At 57.6% G+C, this 16,956-nt stretch carries 11 protein-coding genes; 6 read left to right on the forward strand and 5 right to left on the reverse strand.

Annotated elements, in window-relative coordinates; all coding sequences use genetic code 11:
• Both F4V58_RS08535 and F4V58_RS08540 read left to right on the forward strand, forming a co-directional pair.
• On the forward strand, window positions 1–211 hold a 211-nt coding region (locus F4V58_RS08535; RefSeq protein WP_150385768.1), incomplete at its 5' end, for an integrase core domain-containing protein.
• A 582-nt stretch (window positions 212–793) separates the two neighbouring features.
• Entirely contained in the window at window positions 794–2,872 is a 2,079-nt protein-coding gene (locus F4V58_RS08540; RefSeq protein WP_075735099.1) for a KAP family P-loop NTPase fold protein, read from the forward strand.
• A 425-nt stretch (window positions 2,873–3,297) separates the two neighbouring features.
• On the opposite strand, the gene F4V58_RS12975 is transcribed toward F4V58_RS08540, so the two are convergent.
• Window positions 3,298–3,588, reverse strand: a complete 291-nt coding sequence (locus F4V58_RS12975; protein ID WP_075735101.1) for a sulfurtransferase TusA family protein — start codon at window positions 3,586–3,588, stop codon at window positions 3,298–3,300.
• Window positions 3,589–3,654: 66 nt separating this feature from the next.
• Window positions 3,655–4,053, reverse strand: coding sequence for a YeeE/YedE thiosulfate transporter family protein (locus F4V58_RS08550; protein WP_075735103.1), 399 nt, complete (start codon window positions 4,051–4,053; stop codon window positions 3,655–3,657).
• A 110-nt stretch (window positions 4,054–4,163) separates the two neighbouring features.
• Here F4V58_RS08550 and F4V58_RS08555 point away from each other — a divergent pair, with 110 nt between their 5' ends.
• Window positions 4,164–5,114 carry a hypothetical protein gene (locus F4V58_RS08555; RefSeq protein WP_075735105.1) on the forward strand — a complete coding sequence of 317 codons (951 nt, stop codon included), beginning with the start codon at window positions 4,164–4,166 and terminating at the stop codon, window positions 5,112–5,114.
• Between the two features lie 126 nt (window positions 5,115–5,240).
• Here F4V58_RS08555 and F4V58_RS08560 read toward each other — a convergent pair whose 3' ends face one another.
• Window positions 5,241–6,641, reverse strand: a complete 1,401-nt coding sequence (locus F4V58_RS08560; protein WP_075735107.1) for a YeeE/YedE thiosulfate transporter family protein — start codon at window positions 6,639–6,641, stop codon at window positions 5,241–5,243.
• A 280-nt stretch (window positions 6,642–6,921) separates the two neighbouring features.
• Here F4V58_RS08560 and F4V58_RS12890 point away from each other — a divergent pair, with 280 nt between their 5' ends.
• On the forward strand, window positions 6,922–9,459 hold the full coding sequence (locus F4V58_RS12890; protein WP_245802976.1) for an exonuclease domain-containing protein: 2,538 nt from the start codon (window positions 6,922–6,924) through the stop codon (window positions 9,457–9,459).
• 342 nt (window positions 9,460–9,801) lie between these two features.
• On the opposite strand, the gene F4V58_RS08570 is transcribed toward F4V58_RS12890, so the two are convergent.
• Window positions 9,802–9,975 carry a hypothetical protein gene (locus F4V58_RS08570; protein WP_169833318.1) on the reverse strand — a complete coding sequence of 58 codons (174 nt, stop codon included), beginning with the start codon at window positions 9,973–9,975 and terminating at the stop codon, window positions 9,802–9,804.
• Window positions 9,976–10,390: 415 nt separating this feature from the next.
• Between F4V58_RS08570 and F4V58_RS08575 the strand changes: the two genes are divergently transcribed.
• Window positions 10,391–11,209 (forward strand): DUF3800 domain-containing protein, encoded by an 819-nt coding sequence (locus F4V58_RS08575; protein WP_075735111.1) that lies wholly within the window; start codon window positions 10,391–10,393, stop codon window positions 11,207–11,209.
• Between the two features lie 76 nt (window positions 11,210–11,285).
• On the opposite strand, the gene F4V58_RS08580 is transcribed toward F4V58_RS08575, so the two are convergent.
• Window positions 11,286–16,160 (reverse strand): ATP-dependent helicase, encoded by a 4,875-nt coding sequence (locus F4V58_RS08580; protein WP_075735113.1) that lies wholly within the window; start codon window positions 16,158–16,160, stop codon window positions 11,286–11,288.
• 34 nt (window positions 16,161–16,194) lie between these two features.
• On the opposite strand from F4V58_RS08580, the gene F4V58_RS08585 reads away from it, so the two are divergent.
• Window positions 16,195–16,953 carry a 3'(2'),5'-bisphosphate nucleotidase CysQ gene (locus F4V58_RS08585; protein WP_075735115.1) on the forward strand — a complete coding sequence of 253 codons (759 nt, stop codon included), beginning with the start codon at window positions 16,195–16,197 and terminating at the stop codon, window positions 16,951–16,953.
• The last annotated feature ends 3 nt before the right edge of the window (window positions 16,954–16,956 follow it).

Below are 16,956 nucleotides of genomic sequence, written 5' to 3' on the forward strand. Positions count from 1 at the left end.
GCACAACGGATTCGTCGAGTCCATGCACAACAGGATGCGTGATGAGTTGTTCGAGGATAACCTCTTCTACGGCATCAACGATGCCGAAGAACGAATCGCGTGGTGGCGGTATAGGTATAATAATGAACATCCGCATTCAGCACTGGGATACATGACCCCAAATGCATTTGCGGAGAAATGGAAGCACGAAAATCAGATGGCAACCGCTTAAGTCATAAGGGCCTAATTCCTAGCCCACTCCAAGCCCACTGGCAACGCAAACACGATGAAGCTGAGAAGCGCTTCGCCGCCCAATCCACCGACCAAGAACCCCGTACCTAAAATCCCGCAGGATCTGTGAGCAAAGCTATGACATTGTTCGTGAGCAAGGATATGACATTACACACCAACTACGCGGATCAGGAGTTCCAACTACTCGGAATCCGCACACTGGAAGTTGAGGCCGAATATTGCAGCCAAAACCAGCTTCCTGAAATAATGGAAACCAGGGTAAATTGCTAGGAACAAAATAAAGGCCACTTCACAGTCGTCCGGGGTTTGCTAAGACCCGCGACGGTGCCGTTAACTAATCTGACTCAAAGGCGGTTTTGGCTCCGCTGCTGGACAAGATGGCAAAATTAACCTAATATGTAACAGAAGAATATTTTGGAGACACTGGCTCTTGAAGTGCACAAGAGTACAAGTTTCAGCGCTAAAGAGTTGCCTGGTTCCCGCCAGTTTTATCTTGCCAAGCAGGATTTTCTCTTTTTTGCATTCAAACCACGCAGCAAGCCAATAGAAAGCGACCACTGAAATGAGAAAGCGCAAAAATCCTCAAGGCTCAAAAAACACTAACAACCTGGTCTATGGGATAAATGATCTTCCTATTCAGCCAAACAACAATCAACCCGTGGACCAGCTTGATCAACTACAACTGAACTCGTATTACCAGGGATTAGCAACCTTCATCGACAACTGCGTGACCCCTATGACTATGGCCGTCCAAGGCCCTTGGGGCTCGGGAAAAACCTCTGCCATTAACTCCATTAGGCAGTTGCTAAAAACTAAAAGCTCCAAAGACAACAAGGTAAGCACGGTCTACATCGACACTTGGCAATACGCAATGTTCGATATGGACAAAACCCTCGTGGTCTCAGTTATCAAAAAGCTCATCGAGAGCATGGAGAAGCTCTTCGGAGAGCTTGAGCTCTCCGGCGAAATGCTAAAAATGTACGAGAAGAAAATTAAAAATCTTACTCGGGGAGTTGTAAAATATGGAAAGCAAGTAATAATGCTCGCCGGTGCAACCAAAGGCTGGGATTTATCCCCATACTTTCAATCGGATTCCGACGGTGACGGAATACCCGATCTCTCGGAAATGCGTCAGGAATTCATCGAATTAGTCTCGGACTACTGCGAGAAAGCCAAATGCAACCGCGTAGTTTTCTTCATAGACGACCTTGACCGGCTAGACCCAGCCAGAGCAGTCGAGATCCTAGAAGTGATTAAATTCATGCTTGATGTTGAAAAAACGGTCTTCGTTCTAGCGATTGACTTCGATATTGTGAAGCTCGGAGTCTCTCAAAAATACGGCGGGGATCAGTTCGACGATTCAAAAGCGCGTTCGTTCTTTGACAAAATTGTACAAGTTCCCTTCAACATGCCCGTCAACGCAATACAGCCTTCGAAGCTCATTGAGAGCTTACTCAAAGAAGGCGCAACTTCTTTAGAAATCAAAGACCTTGAAAAATACGAACGGGCGATTTCATTGTCGCTTCAGAACAATCCACGATCTATCAAACGACTGTTTAATTCCTTCACCCTCGCTTGTCTGATCGCAACAGCAGCAGAAGAAGGAGCAAGCAACGACACAAACTCATTTATCGGGAAACATCACCTTGAAGTTTTCATACTCATGTGTTTCCAGGTCGCCTACCCGACAGTCTACGAAAAATTTGCAGATCAGCTCACGATTTATCGTGCAACCGATGACGATCAGGGAGCTCCCCAAGAGCTCGAGAACCTTCTCGACATAAGCTATGACACCTTCGAACCGAATTATCTGGAAGAATGGGGCTTACCAACTCACCTGAAGCATTCTTTCACCAGCTTCATGCCTCTTCTAAAAAGCATCTTTTTGAACCAGAATTCATCTTCAGATGAGGAAGAAACAATTGAATCTGAAGATATTGACTGGTCTAAGTTACTTAGCTGCGTGACCATTACCGAAGTTACTTCCTCTGGCAGTAGCGCAACGCCAACTGCCCCAGAACCGGTTCTAGACTTCGCCGTCGATAGTCGCTTGAAAGCACAAGGTGTCAGCCAAGAGAAGCTCAGCTCTCACCCCATGTACCGATTGGAAGCAAAAATTCAGCATCATATAAATGACGGGGACAAGGCGGATTACCCAACTCCTGTATGTTTCGCAGGGCTACGCGACCAGTACTCGCGGCGCTACTCTTGTTACTTCGGGGACGATATCGAAAAGATCCGAAAACTTGGATCTCGGCGTAGATCGAAATTTCTATCCGTCTACGATTCGGGATCCTCGGTTCAGATTGGATTTGGCCAATGGCACAGAGATGTCGATTTCGAGGAAGTCTTCGAAAAATACCAGGAACCTGCCAATCGCGCAAAACACCTTTTACGCGGGGATCCCGACATCTGGAGCGATCTAATTGAAAAACTGATCACTGAGAAAAAAATTCCTCACCTGTCCTCAATCGGAAAGAACCCCAGGGAATTTGGTTTCACTTTGACAGCCGGATTAATGCCAATCGTCATCAAAGGAATAACCACAGAAGATCATTTCGAGAAGGTACTCAGCTATCTTCCGGAGATCTATTCTAAAGCGGCTAAGGAACAAAATATCCACCAACTAGCTAATGATTAGACCTCTAGTGGCCGCGCCTGGCAGGCATAAAGCTACTTCATATTCCTCGTCAAAAGCCTATAATTCTTAGCGGCGAAAACGAAACGAGTAGCTAGCCCATCCACGAGCCATTAGTCAAACTGCATGATGTGATCTTTGATTCACTCCTAGCGATTTTCCCTAGGGTCCAATATTTAAGGAAGCTAGCTCTGGCTGCCATGCTCCCCTCAACTTCCGCTAGTAACTTCCGATTGAATGCGATTGTAGGAGGCTAAAGTACCTTGTCTTCTCCGTACGAGCGTTTTTCCTAGTTTGTGTCACCCGGTAGTAGGGGTGGAGTCCTGCGGGATGAGGGGTTGGTGCTTTCTGATACCCTGCCTTAAACTTTGACTTTAATGGCACCCGCAGGCCATATGAGCTGAATCATTCGCGCCATTGAGCTTAGATTAATGCACGGGAAGAGCCGAGGCACCGGAAGCCCTCATGGCCCCGTGCTGCCGGTCAGGTTGGCCTGCCAAGACCAACGGCACTTTCAGCTCGTTTTGGGTTTTGGCCACTGTCACCTGCCAGCCGGCGTCGCTTACGCGTTGGAAATCAGAGATGACGTGGCCTTCGTCAGCAGCCGATGTAGGGATGGAGTCCGTGACCTGGGGGCAATCAAAGTCAATGACTAGGCTGTCTCCTGGTTTTAGTTGCGCGATTGCTTGTTTCGCTTCAATGAGTGGGAATGGGCACACGGCCGCCAGCTGGTGCGCTCGCCTGCGCGGTGTCCACTTGAACGGGTTGGGACGGCTTCTTTGTAGTCACGCCCACCAGGCCAGTGGCCTGCGGGATGGGAAGCCCCCTGGTTGCGTCGGATTTGGCGCTGCCGGAGAGTTGCTCGACTGCGACTGGCTGCTTGCACAGCCCCAGCTCGGCGCCAAACCCACGCCCATGAAGGTGCCGCCGAAGATGGCGCGGACAGCGGTGGAGGCATCGGGAACGCGGATGCGGAACTCACCAGTATCCTTGGCCGCAAAGTATGCGCCCGGGAGTAGGCCGATGACCAGCAAGGTGCCCCAAGTCACCCGGTCAGGTTCGCCGGAAGCGGTGAGGTTGATGGTATCCGCGCTGGGAGTCGTGGCCCCCAGGGCGGAGTTCCTTCCGGTTCCTTGGTAATGAAATGAGAGGCCAGGGAATTTATAGTCATCAGGTTCACTCAATCGACTAGAATCATCAACGTTCCAATTTCCCTTATTCCCAATCAATACTGCTGTCTGGATGGAAACTCCATGTATCCAGGCCAGACGGCCACCCTATGAAGGAGAATTCTATGGCTAGTTCTTTCACGTTACGCACCCGCGTTGTTTCGGCGGCAATCGCCAGCGCCTTGGTACTTAGTTCGCCCGCCGCAGTGTTAGCCGCCCCCGCACCAGTAACAGGCGTGGAGACCCATGTGAGCACAGACTCCCTGGTGGCTGTCCCCGCAAGAGTAAATTTTGCCGACGCAGAGACCATCGGTCTGCCGGCACTGAAGAAGATCCGTTCAGAGATGTGGGACATTAACCCACCGTGGGATCATATGCCGCTACGTGAGGCCGCCGGCCACGAAGGCCTAGATACTAAAGAAAAGTATGTAAACGCGGTGGCCATTGATCCCGAACTCACCAAACTAGCTGTCCAACGTTCAGCAGAATTCATTCCGGCTGGCGGACACCGGTACGGAGGGCTGGTCCACACCAGACCGTTTATAGAATGCTCGGCTGCTTGCCTTCCGCCCTCCGACATACCTTCATCAGAAAACCTTGCATTAGCTAAAAATGACTTTGGTAACGCCATGTATGACGCGATCTACCACCAGTGGGGACACCGCGAACTAAAGAATCTTCAGCGACGCGACGGGGCTTTTGCCCTTGATAGCGGTCACTTGTATAACTTACTGGACCCAACCCGTCGCTGGTATGGCTTCGGAAGTCCGATGGTTTACATCGATGGAAAGTGGTACGGATCAAGCGCGGCGGTTGCTACCAGCTTTCCGTTAGGGAACTCCGTGCTGGAGGACAAAGAAATTCGCGATAACCTCTACCGTTCCGCGCTGAAGGGTGAAACCCCTACCGGAATCATCGCTTACACGGAGCCCCCTGAGCCTTCGGAAGATGACCATTATCAGGAAGACCGGGGCTCCAGTGCCAGCAATGTAATTGGAATCATCGTCGGTATTATTTCCCTGCTGGCAGTAGTAGCAAAGGTTGTCTCCCCATACATGCACAGGTTTGGGTTCTAGTTGTCCCCGCGCGGATCTTTTCTTGTTGGGGCAGGTTGAGGCTATAGCCTAGCGCTCAGTATCCCCAGTAGGGCGGCCCGGAAGCCTTGAACCTTCCAGTCCGCCCTGTGAGGGAATTTGAGTGCTCTAAACCAACACTGCTTTCAACTCGCTGGGGTTCTTGACTACTGTTACCTGCCAGCCCGCGTCGCCTACGCGTTGGAAGTCGGAGATAACGTGGCCTTCGTCGGCGGCCCAGGTAGGGATGGAGTCGGTGGCCTGGGTGCAGTCGAAATCGATGACTAGGCTGTCTCCGGGTTCCAGTATCGCGATTGCTTGCTTGGCCTCAATGAGCGGGAACGGGCACACGGCACCCAGGGTGTCGAGTTTAAACACACGGCCGCCGGCTGGTGCGTCCACCTGCGTGGTGTCCATCTGAACCGGTTGGGACGGCTTCTTTGTAGTCACGCCCACCAGGCCGGTAACCTGCGGGATAGAAAGCCCCGGTATTGCATCAGACGAGGAAACTGTGTCGATTTGCTCGACAGCCACTGGTTGTTTGCGCAGCCACAGCTTGGCACCAACGCCCACGCCCAAAGTCATGAATACGAGGGATACCCAGCCCTGGAAAGAAAACAGGGAGGTCTCCACCATGCCGTTGCCCACCGTGCAACCACCGGCTAACGCTGCGCCCACACCCATGAAGCTTCCGCCGAAGATAGCGCGTACAGCGGTGGAGGCATCGGGAACGCGGATGCGGAACTCACCAGTGGCCTTGGCCGCCAGATATGCGCCAAGAAGCAGGCCAATGACCAACAAGGTGCCCCAGTTCACCCGGTCAGGATCACCAGTAGCGGTGAAGTTGATGATATCCGCACTAGGGGTCGTAATTCCTAGGCCGGAATTCCTGCCACTAGCAGCGGAAAGGACAAACGCCACGGTGCCAATAACACCAATCAGTGCGCCGGCAACGTTGGCGGATAAGGGGCGCTGGTACCAGGGGGCATCGAGCGCGTAAGAAGGTGTGTGGGCGTCCTTAATAGCGTAATGGCGCCACAATGCGAAGGTACCGGCAACGGTCAACGCCACGAACACCCACGGTGAAATCCCTAAAGCCTCCGGGATGGTGGTCACCGGTAGTGTCCACTTCTTGGCGCTAGAGTTCAGCGAATGCAAGAACCCGTACTTCATAGCCGCCGCAGATAGCCCGTAGAACAACAGCGCTATCCAAGAACCCACCAGGCCCTCAGCGGAGCGGTACCACGTACCCGACGCGCAACCGCCGGCCAGGATAATCCCCAGGCCGAAGATGAACCCGCCAAGGATAACGCCAATGGGAGCAAACTCATCCACACCAGGGCTAAGCACACCCAGCTGCACTAAAGCAGTCAGCCCAATGGAATGAACCGAAATCAGAATAAGCAGCGCCACCATCCCCCGCCAGGTGCGATTGAGGAAGATATCCCTCATCATTCCGGTGACGCAGAAGCGCCCTCTTTGTAATACGGCGCCAAATACAACGCCAACGGCTAGGCCAGTAAGGATCATGATGTTCTCTCTATCTTTGGGTTTTTAAGGACGGGCTCCACCTTAAAACAAAGCAGAATGAACGGTCTAGTTTTAATTCACTATCTGGTCTATTTTCTTCGCGTTCCTGGCTTTCTGCTTGCTCCCCAGCCACCCTCCTCGGGTTCGCAAAAGGCGTTGCGCCGGGTACCGCCGCTCCTTTGCGCTGCTCGTAAATACCCATAGGTAAACTGGAAAAAATTATTTAGGTAAGGCTCACCAGTATCCCTGGGGGCCGCTGCGAGCACCCTCCGGAGGAACCATGACCACGCACTATGGCATTGCCGTTCTGGGCAAGAAGACTCGGGTGGAGGTAGCAGGCACTGCACACCACCAGGCTAATTGTGAGTCCCTGCACCGCACCGTTGGAAATGTTGACAGCTACGAGGCACCAGTGACCCTGGTGCCGGAACCTGATAATCCCCACGGCAAATCCGGGCAGGCAATCTCTGTGCGCTGGCAGGACCGGGTTCTAGGCTACATCCCGGCTGAGCTAGCCGGGGACTACCAGCAGCTTAGGAGGGTTGCTGCCAGTGATTGTGATGCCCTAGTTACAGCGCGCGTCCAAGCCCGTGGCGCGAACAACAACCGGCGTTTCCGCATCACGTTGGATCTGCCGGATGCAGAGCTCCTCCTGCCACTAAACAATCCCCCAACCGATGGCTTCGTGGTCCTCCCAGTAGGTGCCAAGCTCCAGGCAATCAAGGAAAAAGACCACCTAGACGTGCTGGGCGAATACCTGCCGGAATCCGGCTACGGGCAAATCCTAGTGACCATGCACCTCATCCAGGCAGGCCCGCGCAATCAACGCCAGGTGGTGGAGCTGCGCCTGGACGGGCATCGCATTGGTGAGATGAGCGCGGCATCATCGGAGAAGTTTTTGCCCACCGTCCGGCACTTCGCGGACCTGGGCTTTACGTGCGTGGCGCGCGGGACCATCAAGGGCTCCTCGCTGTCCAGCGAGGTAGAAATCTTTGCCGCCAAAGCCAACGAGCTAGAAGAAGGCTTCCTCTCCCCCACCAACACCAAGCCGCTGCCCCAGCTAGTCGACTTTGAGGTTGATCCCACACATTACAGCGCCCCGCCCCGGTACCGCCCCGCAACCACCTCTCGTCCCACCCAGGCTTCTGTTCCTTCACCTGTGCCTGTGTCTGCTCCTGCATCTGCGCCGCAGACCGCTAAGCGCCCGCCGGCGGTGACCAAGATAATCGAGCTGCCCAAAGGCCATGATGTCATCAGCCTGGAGGAATGGGAGCGCATTCTCCAACCTGACGGCACCAAGCGCGCCACCGGGTACCAACGCTCCTACGTGCGTTCGGTAATTTCCAAGAAATCCTCCGATAACTCAGCCCCACGCCTAGACTTCATCACCGTGGGCCAGTGCCACCAGGTGCTAGCTAAGTTGGGTGAGGACCCCACAATCCTCACCAAAGGCGGCAGGAACTCCCAAGGGCTGTGGTTATTCCACATGGGTTGCGCCGTTCCTCTGCTTATCCTGATGTTTATGATCTTTTTCCATAAACTCGGGGCGCTACTCATGCTCGCCTGGGCGGGCTGGCACTTCTACCGCTATTCCAGCAGTAAGTCACTGCCAGCACCGTTTAACAAACAGGAACCGGGCCAGCCTGGTGCTAAGGCTCCCTTGTCCCCGGCTCCAGCGCCTCCAGACCGAGCGGCTGCCCCTGCCCCTACCGTGGCCTCGGCACCTTCACTGGCCGCTCGCCCGGCCGCTTCGTCCGCTGTGGAGTGCGCGGACTGGGTTATGCCCCAATACCAGGGCAAGTACATTTGTGATTGGCTCACCGACATCAAGCAGTTCAAGCGCGAGGACCACCTGGATGAGGCCTTGGAACTATCCCAAGGGTGCATGGACGCCATGGTGGACGTTGCCAAGGCCAACCCTGACAACGCCATGGAGTACTACGTCAAAGAGGTCGTGCTCATCCAACAAAAGCAGGGTGACCACGCGGCCGTAGTCCACACCATCCAGGGCTGGTTAGACCTGGGGATCCCCGCACCCCGCGATGACTACCGCGTGGATCTGCTCAAGCGCCTGGCCAAGGCGCAGCAATTCTTAGCCCGTGCCAACGGGGAAGACCCCAGCCCCTACGTAGCCGAATGGCAACGACTCAAAGACCTAGAAGCAGAAATCAAGGCCCGGCCCGGAAAGCCCGCCGCAGTAAGAACCGGAGAAACCAAGCTCGCCACCGGTGTGAACGCCACCGCCTTTGGCAGCGCCGCCACCCGCGTGGGCGCACCTTCCAACTATTCCGGTTGGGTCCCCTCCCCCGCCGTCCTAGCCCAACGCACCTTCGTTGCCGTGGACTTTGAAACCGCCAACTCCTCCAAGGCATCGGCCTGCCAGGTAGCGCTCATCAAAATAGAAAACGGCCAAGTAGTCAACACCTACACCACCCTGCTGCGCCCACCGGAAGGCTTTGACTCCTTCGAGCTGACCCACATCCACGGGCTCACCCTGGACATGGTTGCTGGTGCTCCCCAATGGCACCAGATAGCGCCCCACCTCAAGGAGTGGACGGCCGGGCTTCCCGTCTACGCGCACAACGCCACCTTTGACCGCGACGTCTGGTGTGAACTAGACGCCTACTTTGGCCTTGATACCGTGCCGCGCCAGTTCTACTGCTCCTACCGCACAGCCCAACGCCACATAGACCTGCCTAACTACAAGCTCCCCACCGTCACGAAGGCTTTGGTCCCCGGGGTCAACTTGAACCACCACGCGGCCAGCTCCGACGCCGAGGCCTGCGCACGGATCATCATGGCTCTCCAGAACAACTAGGGTCCCGGCTTTCGGTTGACTAGCGCCCCTTGGAGTGTCCCCCGGCGATCGGCCGGGGGACCTGCACTAACCGACCGATACGACGGCGGCGCACGGCCACAGCCGTGACTTAATCGAATTTTCTAAAGGTCCAAGAGTGGTTCCAGGCGACCCCGAAATCCGCTGACCAGGCACAAAGGGACGCTAGGCCGTCTGGTGTAATTGATTAATAATTCGCTCGGGTCGCAAATTTGCTGAGCATTCGAGCCCGCCACTCACCGAACGCTCGGCGGCCGGACTTTTTAACTACGTCGCTCCCGTTGTGGCAAAACCAGTGCAAACTTTTGGAAATTTGATGCAGACCTAGAATTTTTGCAGGCTAAGGCCTAACTCGTGGAGCACCGCACGGTCCGTACTTTCTGTATCCACCGCAGCAGTCGATTTACCCATCGCCTTCTTTACATCACGGAAGAAGAGAGCTAGCTCATCCCCCTCGATGGCTTCGTCTTCTAGAGCTGCCCAAAGATACGCACGCATGGTCTCCTTGCTGTCGAGGAACTCGCTTGCGTCAAACCTCTTAACGCCTTCGACCGGTTCTCTCATCACAGCCCCCTTCCTAAAACTTTTAGCCAGCTGAATTGCTAGCGGATCTACGTCACCGAGTATTCCGCCAGCACCATGGTACCTGCGGGTAACCCTAGGGAGTGACTGATTGGGCGTCGGCCTCACACGCATAAACAATCGGACCGGTAGCTGTCACAACTAACTCAAGATTCGAAACTAGATACACCACGACCTAAGACTTGCCTGACCTAGGTATTGACAAGATCAGCAACCAAGAGGTATTCTGCGCTTGGACGCACTTCGGTGCTCCACTTCCGAGGCTCGTGCGAATGCACGAGCTTTCGCGATCTGACTCCAGGTATCGGTTTCCCCGGTTTATAATGGAAAAATGTGGATTGGATATTTCGATGAGTTCGGTCATAACGGAGCCTACATTTCCCGTGCTGATCAACGATTTAAAACCCACCCAGTATTCGGTATCGGTGGAATTATCCTCCCCGCAGATAACGTACGGAGGCTCTCCGGCGAGTTCCGGAAAATCAAAGAACTAGGGCTAAAAGCAGAGATCGACGCCAAGGTACGAGCTAAGGGAAAACGCGTCGAACACTGGGAGAAAAAAGGAGCTTCCCTGCTCACCACTAACAATGTGAAAAGGTATCAAGAGGTTCGCTATATGATCAATAGACTTCTGAATCTTCTTGATCACCTTGATGCCAAGGTCATTTTCTACGGACAAGAAAAACCACGGGGAACAAACCTGGAAACCGGCGAAGACGAGAATTCGCGGTACGACCACGCGATGAAGCAATTGATCCAGCGAGTGAACTGGTCAATCCCTGAATACGAGAATCATATGATGATCCTCGATAAGCAGGGACCCAAGGAACGAATGGCTATTTTCGCCTCCACCGCAGCCTTCATGTTTTCCAATCGAGACGCAGACAAGTTGCTTGAACCACCTCTGGAAGTCGAAAGCCATCTTTACCAGACCGTTCAATGTGCGGACTGGATTTGCGCTTTGTTAGGCAGGATTAGTGCCTACAAGTACGATCCTGATTTTAATGAGTTCAAATGGGCTGTCCAATATTTCGGGGACCGCCTCGAAAAAGTGTGTAGCCACAACAGTAAAATTCGAGCGTCGAATGGCGGGAAAGACGTGCATGAACACCAGCTTCGGCAATTCTCAACTTGTTTCGGGACTGACTAATGCACTACCGATTGGGATAGTTTTTTATCAATTCCGATAACCTAGCGGGAGCTTCGCAGGAGCGTACTCCTTATTCCTAACGCCTATACCCACCGCGACTCCCCCGCTGCCCAAACGGCCCATTGCGCCGTGGGGTTTCATCGGTTGGCGGGTCGTCAAAGTTGAGGTCCTCGAGGGCTTCGGTGACGGTGCGACCGCGTTGGCTGTTGGCGCTAGTGGCGGTGCGGGGTTGTGGTTTCTTGGCGGTGATTCTTATCCCGCGTGGGGTAATAGACGCCCCGGCGTCGCGGAACTGGGCTGCTAAGGGCGAGTCGAATACCGGTTGGCCGTTGATCTTTTCAATGGTCAGCTGCTGGAGGCGGCCGTGGGCCACCAGGTCGGTGAGCGCGTCCAGGGTGAGTTCAAGTGCGCCGGTGGCACCTTCGGGGAGCTCGTCGAAGAAAGTGGTCAGCGTCTTCCCGCCCCGTGTGAGGTGGGCTACGCACAGGCCGTCAATGAGCACTACTAGCGCGCCGGCGGCGCGGGAGACGCGGGTGGCTTTATAGCCTGCGTTTTTCTCCGGCCAAGGCAGGGCCGCGCCATAAGGGTTGGCGGGGTCAGTGGCGGCCAGGGCGTAGACGGCAGGCTCCAAGGCACCGGACGGCCAGCCGGTAACATCCGGGGTATCGGCCAGGCCGCGCAGACGGTCAATGACGGCGGGGGTGGAAAACTGCGCGGCGCCCAGTCCTTCAATGACGTAGCCGCGCATGGCCTTGCCGGATTCCTCAAAACCGGAAAGCACCTTGTATGCCAGGGCAAAGCCGCCCAGGGTGTCTTCAGCCACTACGCTGCCGCGGGTGACTACGCCGTAGCGGTCCAGCCAGGCCTCGCCGTGGGCGATGGAACGCGCGGTGGCGTCTGCTTCCTGAAGGTTCGCTTGTGCGTTGGGGGCAAGGGACCAACGCCCGGTGACATCGGGAGGGGCGGCGGCGCGCTGGGATTGGGCAAAGGAGGTTCTTCCCATGCGCAGGCGGGAGCGGTTAGGGCGGCGCTTGGCGCGGTGGGCGGCAGCTGCTTTGGTGGAGCCGGCGGATAAGTGGGCGCGGATGGGCGCAAAGGAGTCGGGGCTGACCAGGCCCATTTCCACGAGGTCCCAGAGTGCCTCGCGGAGTTCCTCCGTGGTGCCGGGGACCTCACGCAGGATGTCAGCGAAGAGGAAGCCGCCGCCGCGGCGCAGGATATCCAGGACGGTTTCCTGTAGGAAGGACAGTGTGGGTCCGGTACCGCCGGAGGTTTCGTCCGGCAACGGCGCTAGTTGTTCGGCGTAGTCGGCCGGCAGGAGCATCACCCAGGGATCGGTGGCACCGGCCTTGCCGGCACCTAGGATGAGGACCTCGCCGTTGTTGGTGAGCTCATCTAAGTGGGAGGGGTGGTAGTCCCCCACGCGGGAGGGAAGGATGAGGGTTTCCCAGGCAGAGGCCGGCAGGCGCACGCCGGCTAGTTGTTCAATAACGGCAAAGGTTCCATCCGCACCGCGCAGGGGCGGGCGCTTGCCCACGGGGGCTACCTGCTGCCAATCGGGTAAGAAACGGCCAAAGGTGGCGGGGCTGACCGGTTCTGTGGCAGCGCGCGCGGCGGCCAGCGAGCGCGAGCGGATGGTTTTGAGCACCTCCTTGGCCACGTACTCGTTTTCCTCCACGCCCTGCCGGTAGTGGCCCTCAATCACGTTATTCAGCGCGGTGACTGTGGCGTGCGCGGAGGAAACAGAAATGCCGAAGGCGGCGGAGACTTCCCCGAGAGTAAAAGGCCCGCGGGTGCGCGCCCAGCGGGAGACCAGCTGGGGCAGCGCGTCGGTGATGGTGGCTTGCTGCGCCGCAACGCCGGGTGGGACGGGGACGCCAAGGCCATCGCGGAGTAAGGGGGCATCGGCGGCTTGGGCAAGGTGCTCAACCCCGGCAATGCGCACGCGCATGATGCGGGTGCCCAGCTGATCTAGGGCGTGCAGCGGCACGTCGGTGTGCAAGGGAAGGTTATCCACCGGGATAGGCCCCAGCACGCGCAGGAGATCCGCGACCTCCTCCGTGGTGCGCGCCCGGCGCGATACGGCAGTGCGTTGCAGCTGCGCGTGGACTTCCGCGATGATTTCCGGGTCCAGCAGCTCACGCAGCTCCACCGTTCCCAGCAGCTTGGCCAGCAGCGCGGGGTCTAAGGCCAGGGCGGCGGCGCGCTTTTCCGCCAGGGGGCTATCGCCTTCATACATAAACGCGCCGGTGTAGTTAAACAGCAGGCTAGAGGCAAAAGGTGAGGGCTGGTCCGTGGTGACCTCCGCTATGCGGATGCGCCGGTGGGCAAGCTCACGCATGGTCTCGGTAAGTGCTGGCAGGTCATAGACGTCGCGCAGGCACTCGCGCACCGTTTCCAAAATGATGGGGAAACTCGGGTACTTGCGGGCCACGTCTAGGAGTTGCTCGGCGCGCTGGCGTTGCTGCCACAGCGGGGCGCGCTTGCCGGGGTTTCGCCGCGGCAGCAGCAGCGCGCGGGCGGCGCACTCGCGGAAACGGGAGGCAAACAGCGCGGAGCCGCCCACCTGCTCGGTGACAATGTCGCTGATTTCGTCCGCGTCGAAGATGAAGATGGAGGCGTCCGGCTCGTGCTCGCCTTGGGGCAGCCGGAGGACTATACCGTCATCCCCCGCCACGGCTTGCGCGTCCATGCCGGTGCGCTCAGCCACGCGTTGGCCCACCGCCAGCGCCCACGCGGCGTTGACCGGCCGGCCGAACGGGGTGTGCAAAACCACGCGCCAGTCCCCTAGCTCATCGGTGAAGCGCTCCAGGATTAAAGTGGTGTCATCCGGAACGGAGCCGGTGGCTTCTGCCTGCTCCTGCAAGTATTCGCGGAGATTGTCCTTGGCCCACTGGTCCAGATCTTTTGGTGGATTCTGCTGGCCGGTGTGGACCTCCCGGCGGAAGGCACCTAGGGCCTTGCCCAGCTCATAGGGGCGCCCGGCTTGATCGCCGGTCCAGAAGGGAAGGCGGCCGGTGTGCCCGGGGGCGGGGGTCACTAGCACCTGGTCGCGCGTGATTTCCTCAATGCGCCAGCTGCTAGCGCCCAGGGTGAAGATATCACCCACCCGGGATTCGTAGACCATCTCCTCATCCAGCTCGCCCACCCGGCGCGGGGCGGCGTCCTCCCCGCCCTTGACCAGGAATACCCCGAACATGCCGCGGTCCGGGATGGTGCCGCCGGAAGTGACGGCCACGCGTTGCGCGCCGGGCCGCGCGGTGAGCAGCCCCTGCACGCGGTCGTAGACTACGCGGGGTTTTAAGTCAGCAAAGTCCGTGGAGGGGTAGGTGCCGCTGGTGAGATCCAACACGGCGTCGTAGACCTCGCGGGCCAAGTGCTTGTACGGCCAGGCGCGGCGGATGGTCTCATACCAGTCATCGGCGTCTATTCCCTCCTGGTTGAGCGGGGCGGCCACGTGGGCGATTGTCTGCTGGACCAGCACGTCCAAGGGGTTGGTGGGGACCTTGAGTTCCTCGATGAGGCCTGCGCGCATGCGGGTCACGGTCACGGCGGTCTGCACCAGGTCACTGCGGTGCTTGGGGTAAAAGGAGCCCTGGGAAATAGCACCCACGGAGTGCCCGGCGCGGCCCACACGCTGCAATCCCGATGCCACCGAGGGCGGGGACTCAATCTGCACGACCAGGTCCACCGCGCCCATGTCAATGCCCAACTCCAGGGAGCTGGTGGCCACCACGGCCTTGAGAGCGCCTTCTTTGAGCATGGTTTCAGTGAGTAAGCGCTCATCCTTGGATACCGAGCCGTGGTGGGCGCGCGCGATAAGCGGGGCGGCTTTGCCGGCCACGTCCACGGACTTCATCAGCTGGGCGGGGTCCCGGCGCGTGTCAGGCGACAGCGCCTCCGGGGCGTGTTCTAGGGCGTAGAGCTCGTTGAGTCTGCTCGTTACGCGCTCCGCGGTGCGGCGGGAGTTGACAAAGACCAGCGTGGAGCGGTGCGCCATGACCTCGCGGTAGAGCTCTTCCTCGATGAACGGCCAGATGGACTTGGCGGTAGGAAGGGCGGATTCTTGTTGGCTGGGGCTGGGGTTGGGGCTGGAGCTGGGGCTAGAGAGGCCGAGGGGGTCATCAATGGTGGCGTCGCCTATGATGGAGGCGTCCTCTTGGGTGGGAAGGTCGGACATATCCGGCACGGGGACGTGGACGTCTAGCTCCCATTTCTTCTCCGCCGGTGGGGCGATGATTTCCACCGGGCGGTCGCCGCCCAGGAAATGCGCCACGGTCTCTAGGGGGCGCACGGTGGCGGATAAGCCCACGCGCTGGAACTCGCCGGCCAGCTGGGCCAGGCGCTCTAGGGTCAGCGCTAGGTGCACGCCGCGCTTGGTGCCGGCCAGGGCGTGGATTTCATCGATGATGACGGTATCCACGGTCTTGAGAATCCCCGCCGCCTTAGAGGTCAGCATTAGGTAGGCGGATTCCGGGGTGGTAATCAAGATATCCGGCGGGCGGCGGACCTGGCGGTTGCGCTCTGCCTGCGGGGTGTCCCCGGAGCGCACGCCCACCGTGATATTGGGTGCATCTAAACCGAGTTTCTCCGCGGTGCGGGCTATGCCGTTTAAGGGCGCGCGGAGGTTATTTTCCACATCCACGCCCAGGGCCTTGAGCGGGGAGATATAAAGGACCTTCACGCCCTCGTTGCTTTCGCTGCTTTCGGTTAGCTGGGCTTGCGGCGTTACGGGAAGGGCGGTTTGCCCGTGCTTTTCCACCAGGTTATTCAGCGCCCACAGGAAAGCAGCCAAAGTTTTACCCGAACCAGTGGGAGCAACCACCAGCGCATGATTGCCGCCAGAAATAGCCTCCCATGAAGCCTGCTGGACCGGGGTGGGGCCAGCAAAAACATCAGCAAACCACCCCGCAACTTGGGGGCGGAAACGGTCCAGGATATCGCTCGACATGCCTTAACAATAGCCTGGGAGGTAACCTATAACCATGACCGTTGAAATCTCTGATTCCCGCCTAGCCAACCATATCGCTGAGGGCTGCGGTGACATCCTCAAAGGCATCCGTTCCTCCGGCCTCCTGCGTGGACTTGCCCTGGGTGATGCCGGTGACGTCCTCGCCCAAGAATGGATCTCCCGCGTCCTCGACCAACACCGCCCAGAAGACGGTTTCCTATCAGAAGAAGACACCGATGACCTGACGCGGCTGCAGAAAAAACGCGTCTGGATTGTGGACCCGCTGGACGGCACCAAGGAGTTTTCCACCGGCCGCCAAGACTGGGCCGTCCACATTGCCCTGGTAGAAGACGGTAAACCCGTCTGCGCCGCCGTGGGTCTCCCGGACCTGGGCGTGACCTTCAAGTCCTCAGACGTTCGCGCCGTAACCGGGCCGCTATCGCGCCGGTTTGTCATCTCCCGTAACCGCCCACCCGCGGTGTCTAAATACATCGCGGAGCAGATGGGCTATGAGACTAAGGGTATCGGCAGCGCTGGAGCCAAAGCCATGTCCGTGCTGCTGGGCGACTATGACGGGTACATCCACTCCGGTGGGCAATACGAGTGGGACCAGGCCGCGCCTGTGGGCGTAGCTATCGCAGCCGGGCTGTGGTGCTCGCGCCTAGACGGCACCGAAATCACGTTCAACAACGAAGACACGTTTGTCCCCGATCTAGTAATCTGCCGCCCGGAAATCAAAGATGAGGTCCTAGCGCACGCAGCCGCCTTCGCGGAAGCCAACGGTAACTCCTAAAAA

This window comes from Corynebacterium phocae (genome assembly GCF_008693075.1).
Taxonomy (GTDB): domain Bacteria; phylum Actinomycetota; class Actinomycetes; order Mycobacteriales; family Mycobacteriaceae; genus Corynebacterium; species Corynebacterium phocae.

Coding starts and splice junctions, on each gene's coding strand:
- F4V58_RS08585 (WP_075735115.1), top strand. CDS start 16,195: ATGACCGTTGAAATCTCTGATTCCCGCCTAGCCAACCATATCGCTGAG.
- F4V58_RS08575 (WP_075735111.1), top strand. CDS start 10,391: ATGTGGATTGGATATTTCGATGAGTTCGGTCATAACGGAGCCTACATT.
- F4V58_RS08570 (WP_169833318.1), bottom strand. CDS start 9,975: ATGCGTGCGTATCTTTGGGCAGCTCTAGAAGACGAAGCCATCGAGGGG.
- F4V58_RS08560 (WP_075735107.1), bottom strand. CDS start 6,641: ATGATCCTTACTGGCCTAGCCGTTGGCGTTGTATTTGGCGCCGTATTA.
- F4V58_RS12890 (WP_245802976.1), top strand. CDS start 6,922: ATGACCACGCACTATGGCATTGCCGTTCTGGGCAAGAAGACTCGGGTG.
- F4V58_RS08540 (WP_075735099.1), top strand. CDS start 794: ATGAGAAAGCGCAAAAATCCTCAAGGCTCAAAAAACACTAACAACCTG.
- F4V58_RS08555 (WP_075735105.1), top strand. CDS start 4,164: ATGGCTAGTTCTTTCACGTTACGCACCCGCGTTGTTTCGGCGGCAATC.
- F4V58_RS08580 (WP_075735113.1), bottom strand. CDS start 16,160: ATGTCGAGCGATATCCTGGACCGTTTCCGCCCCCAAGTTGCGGGGTGG.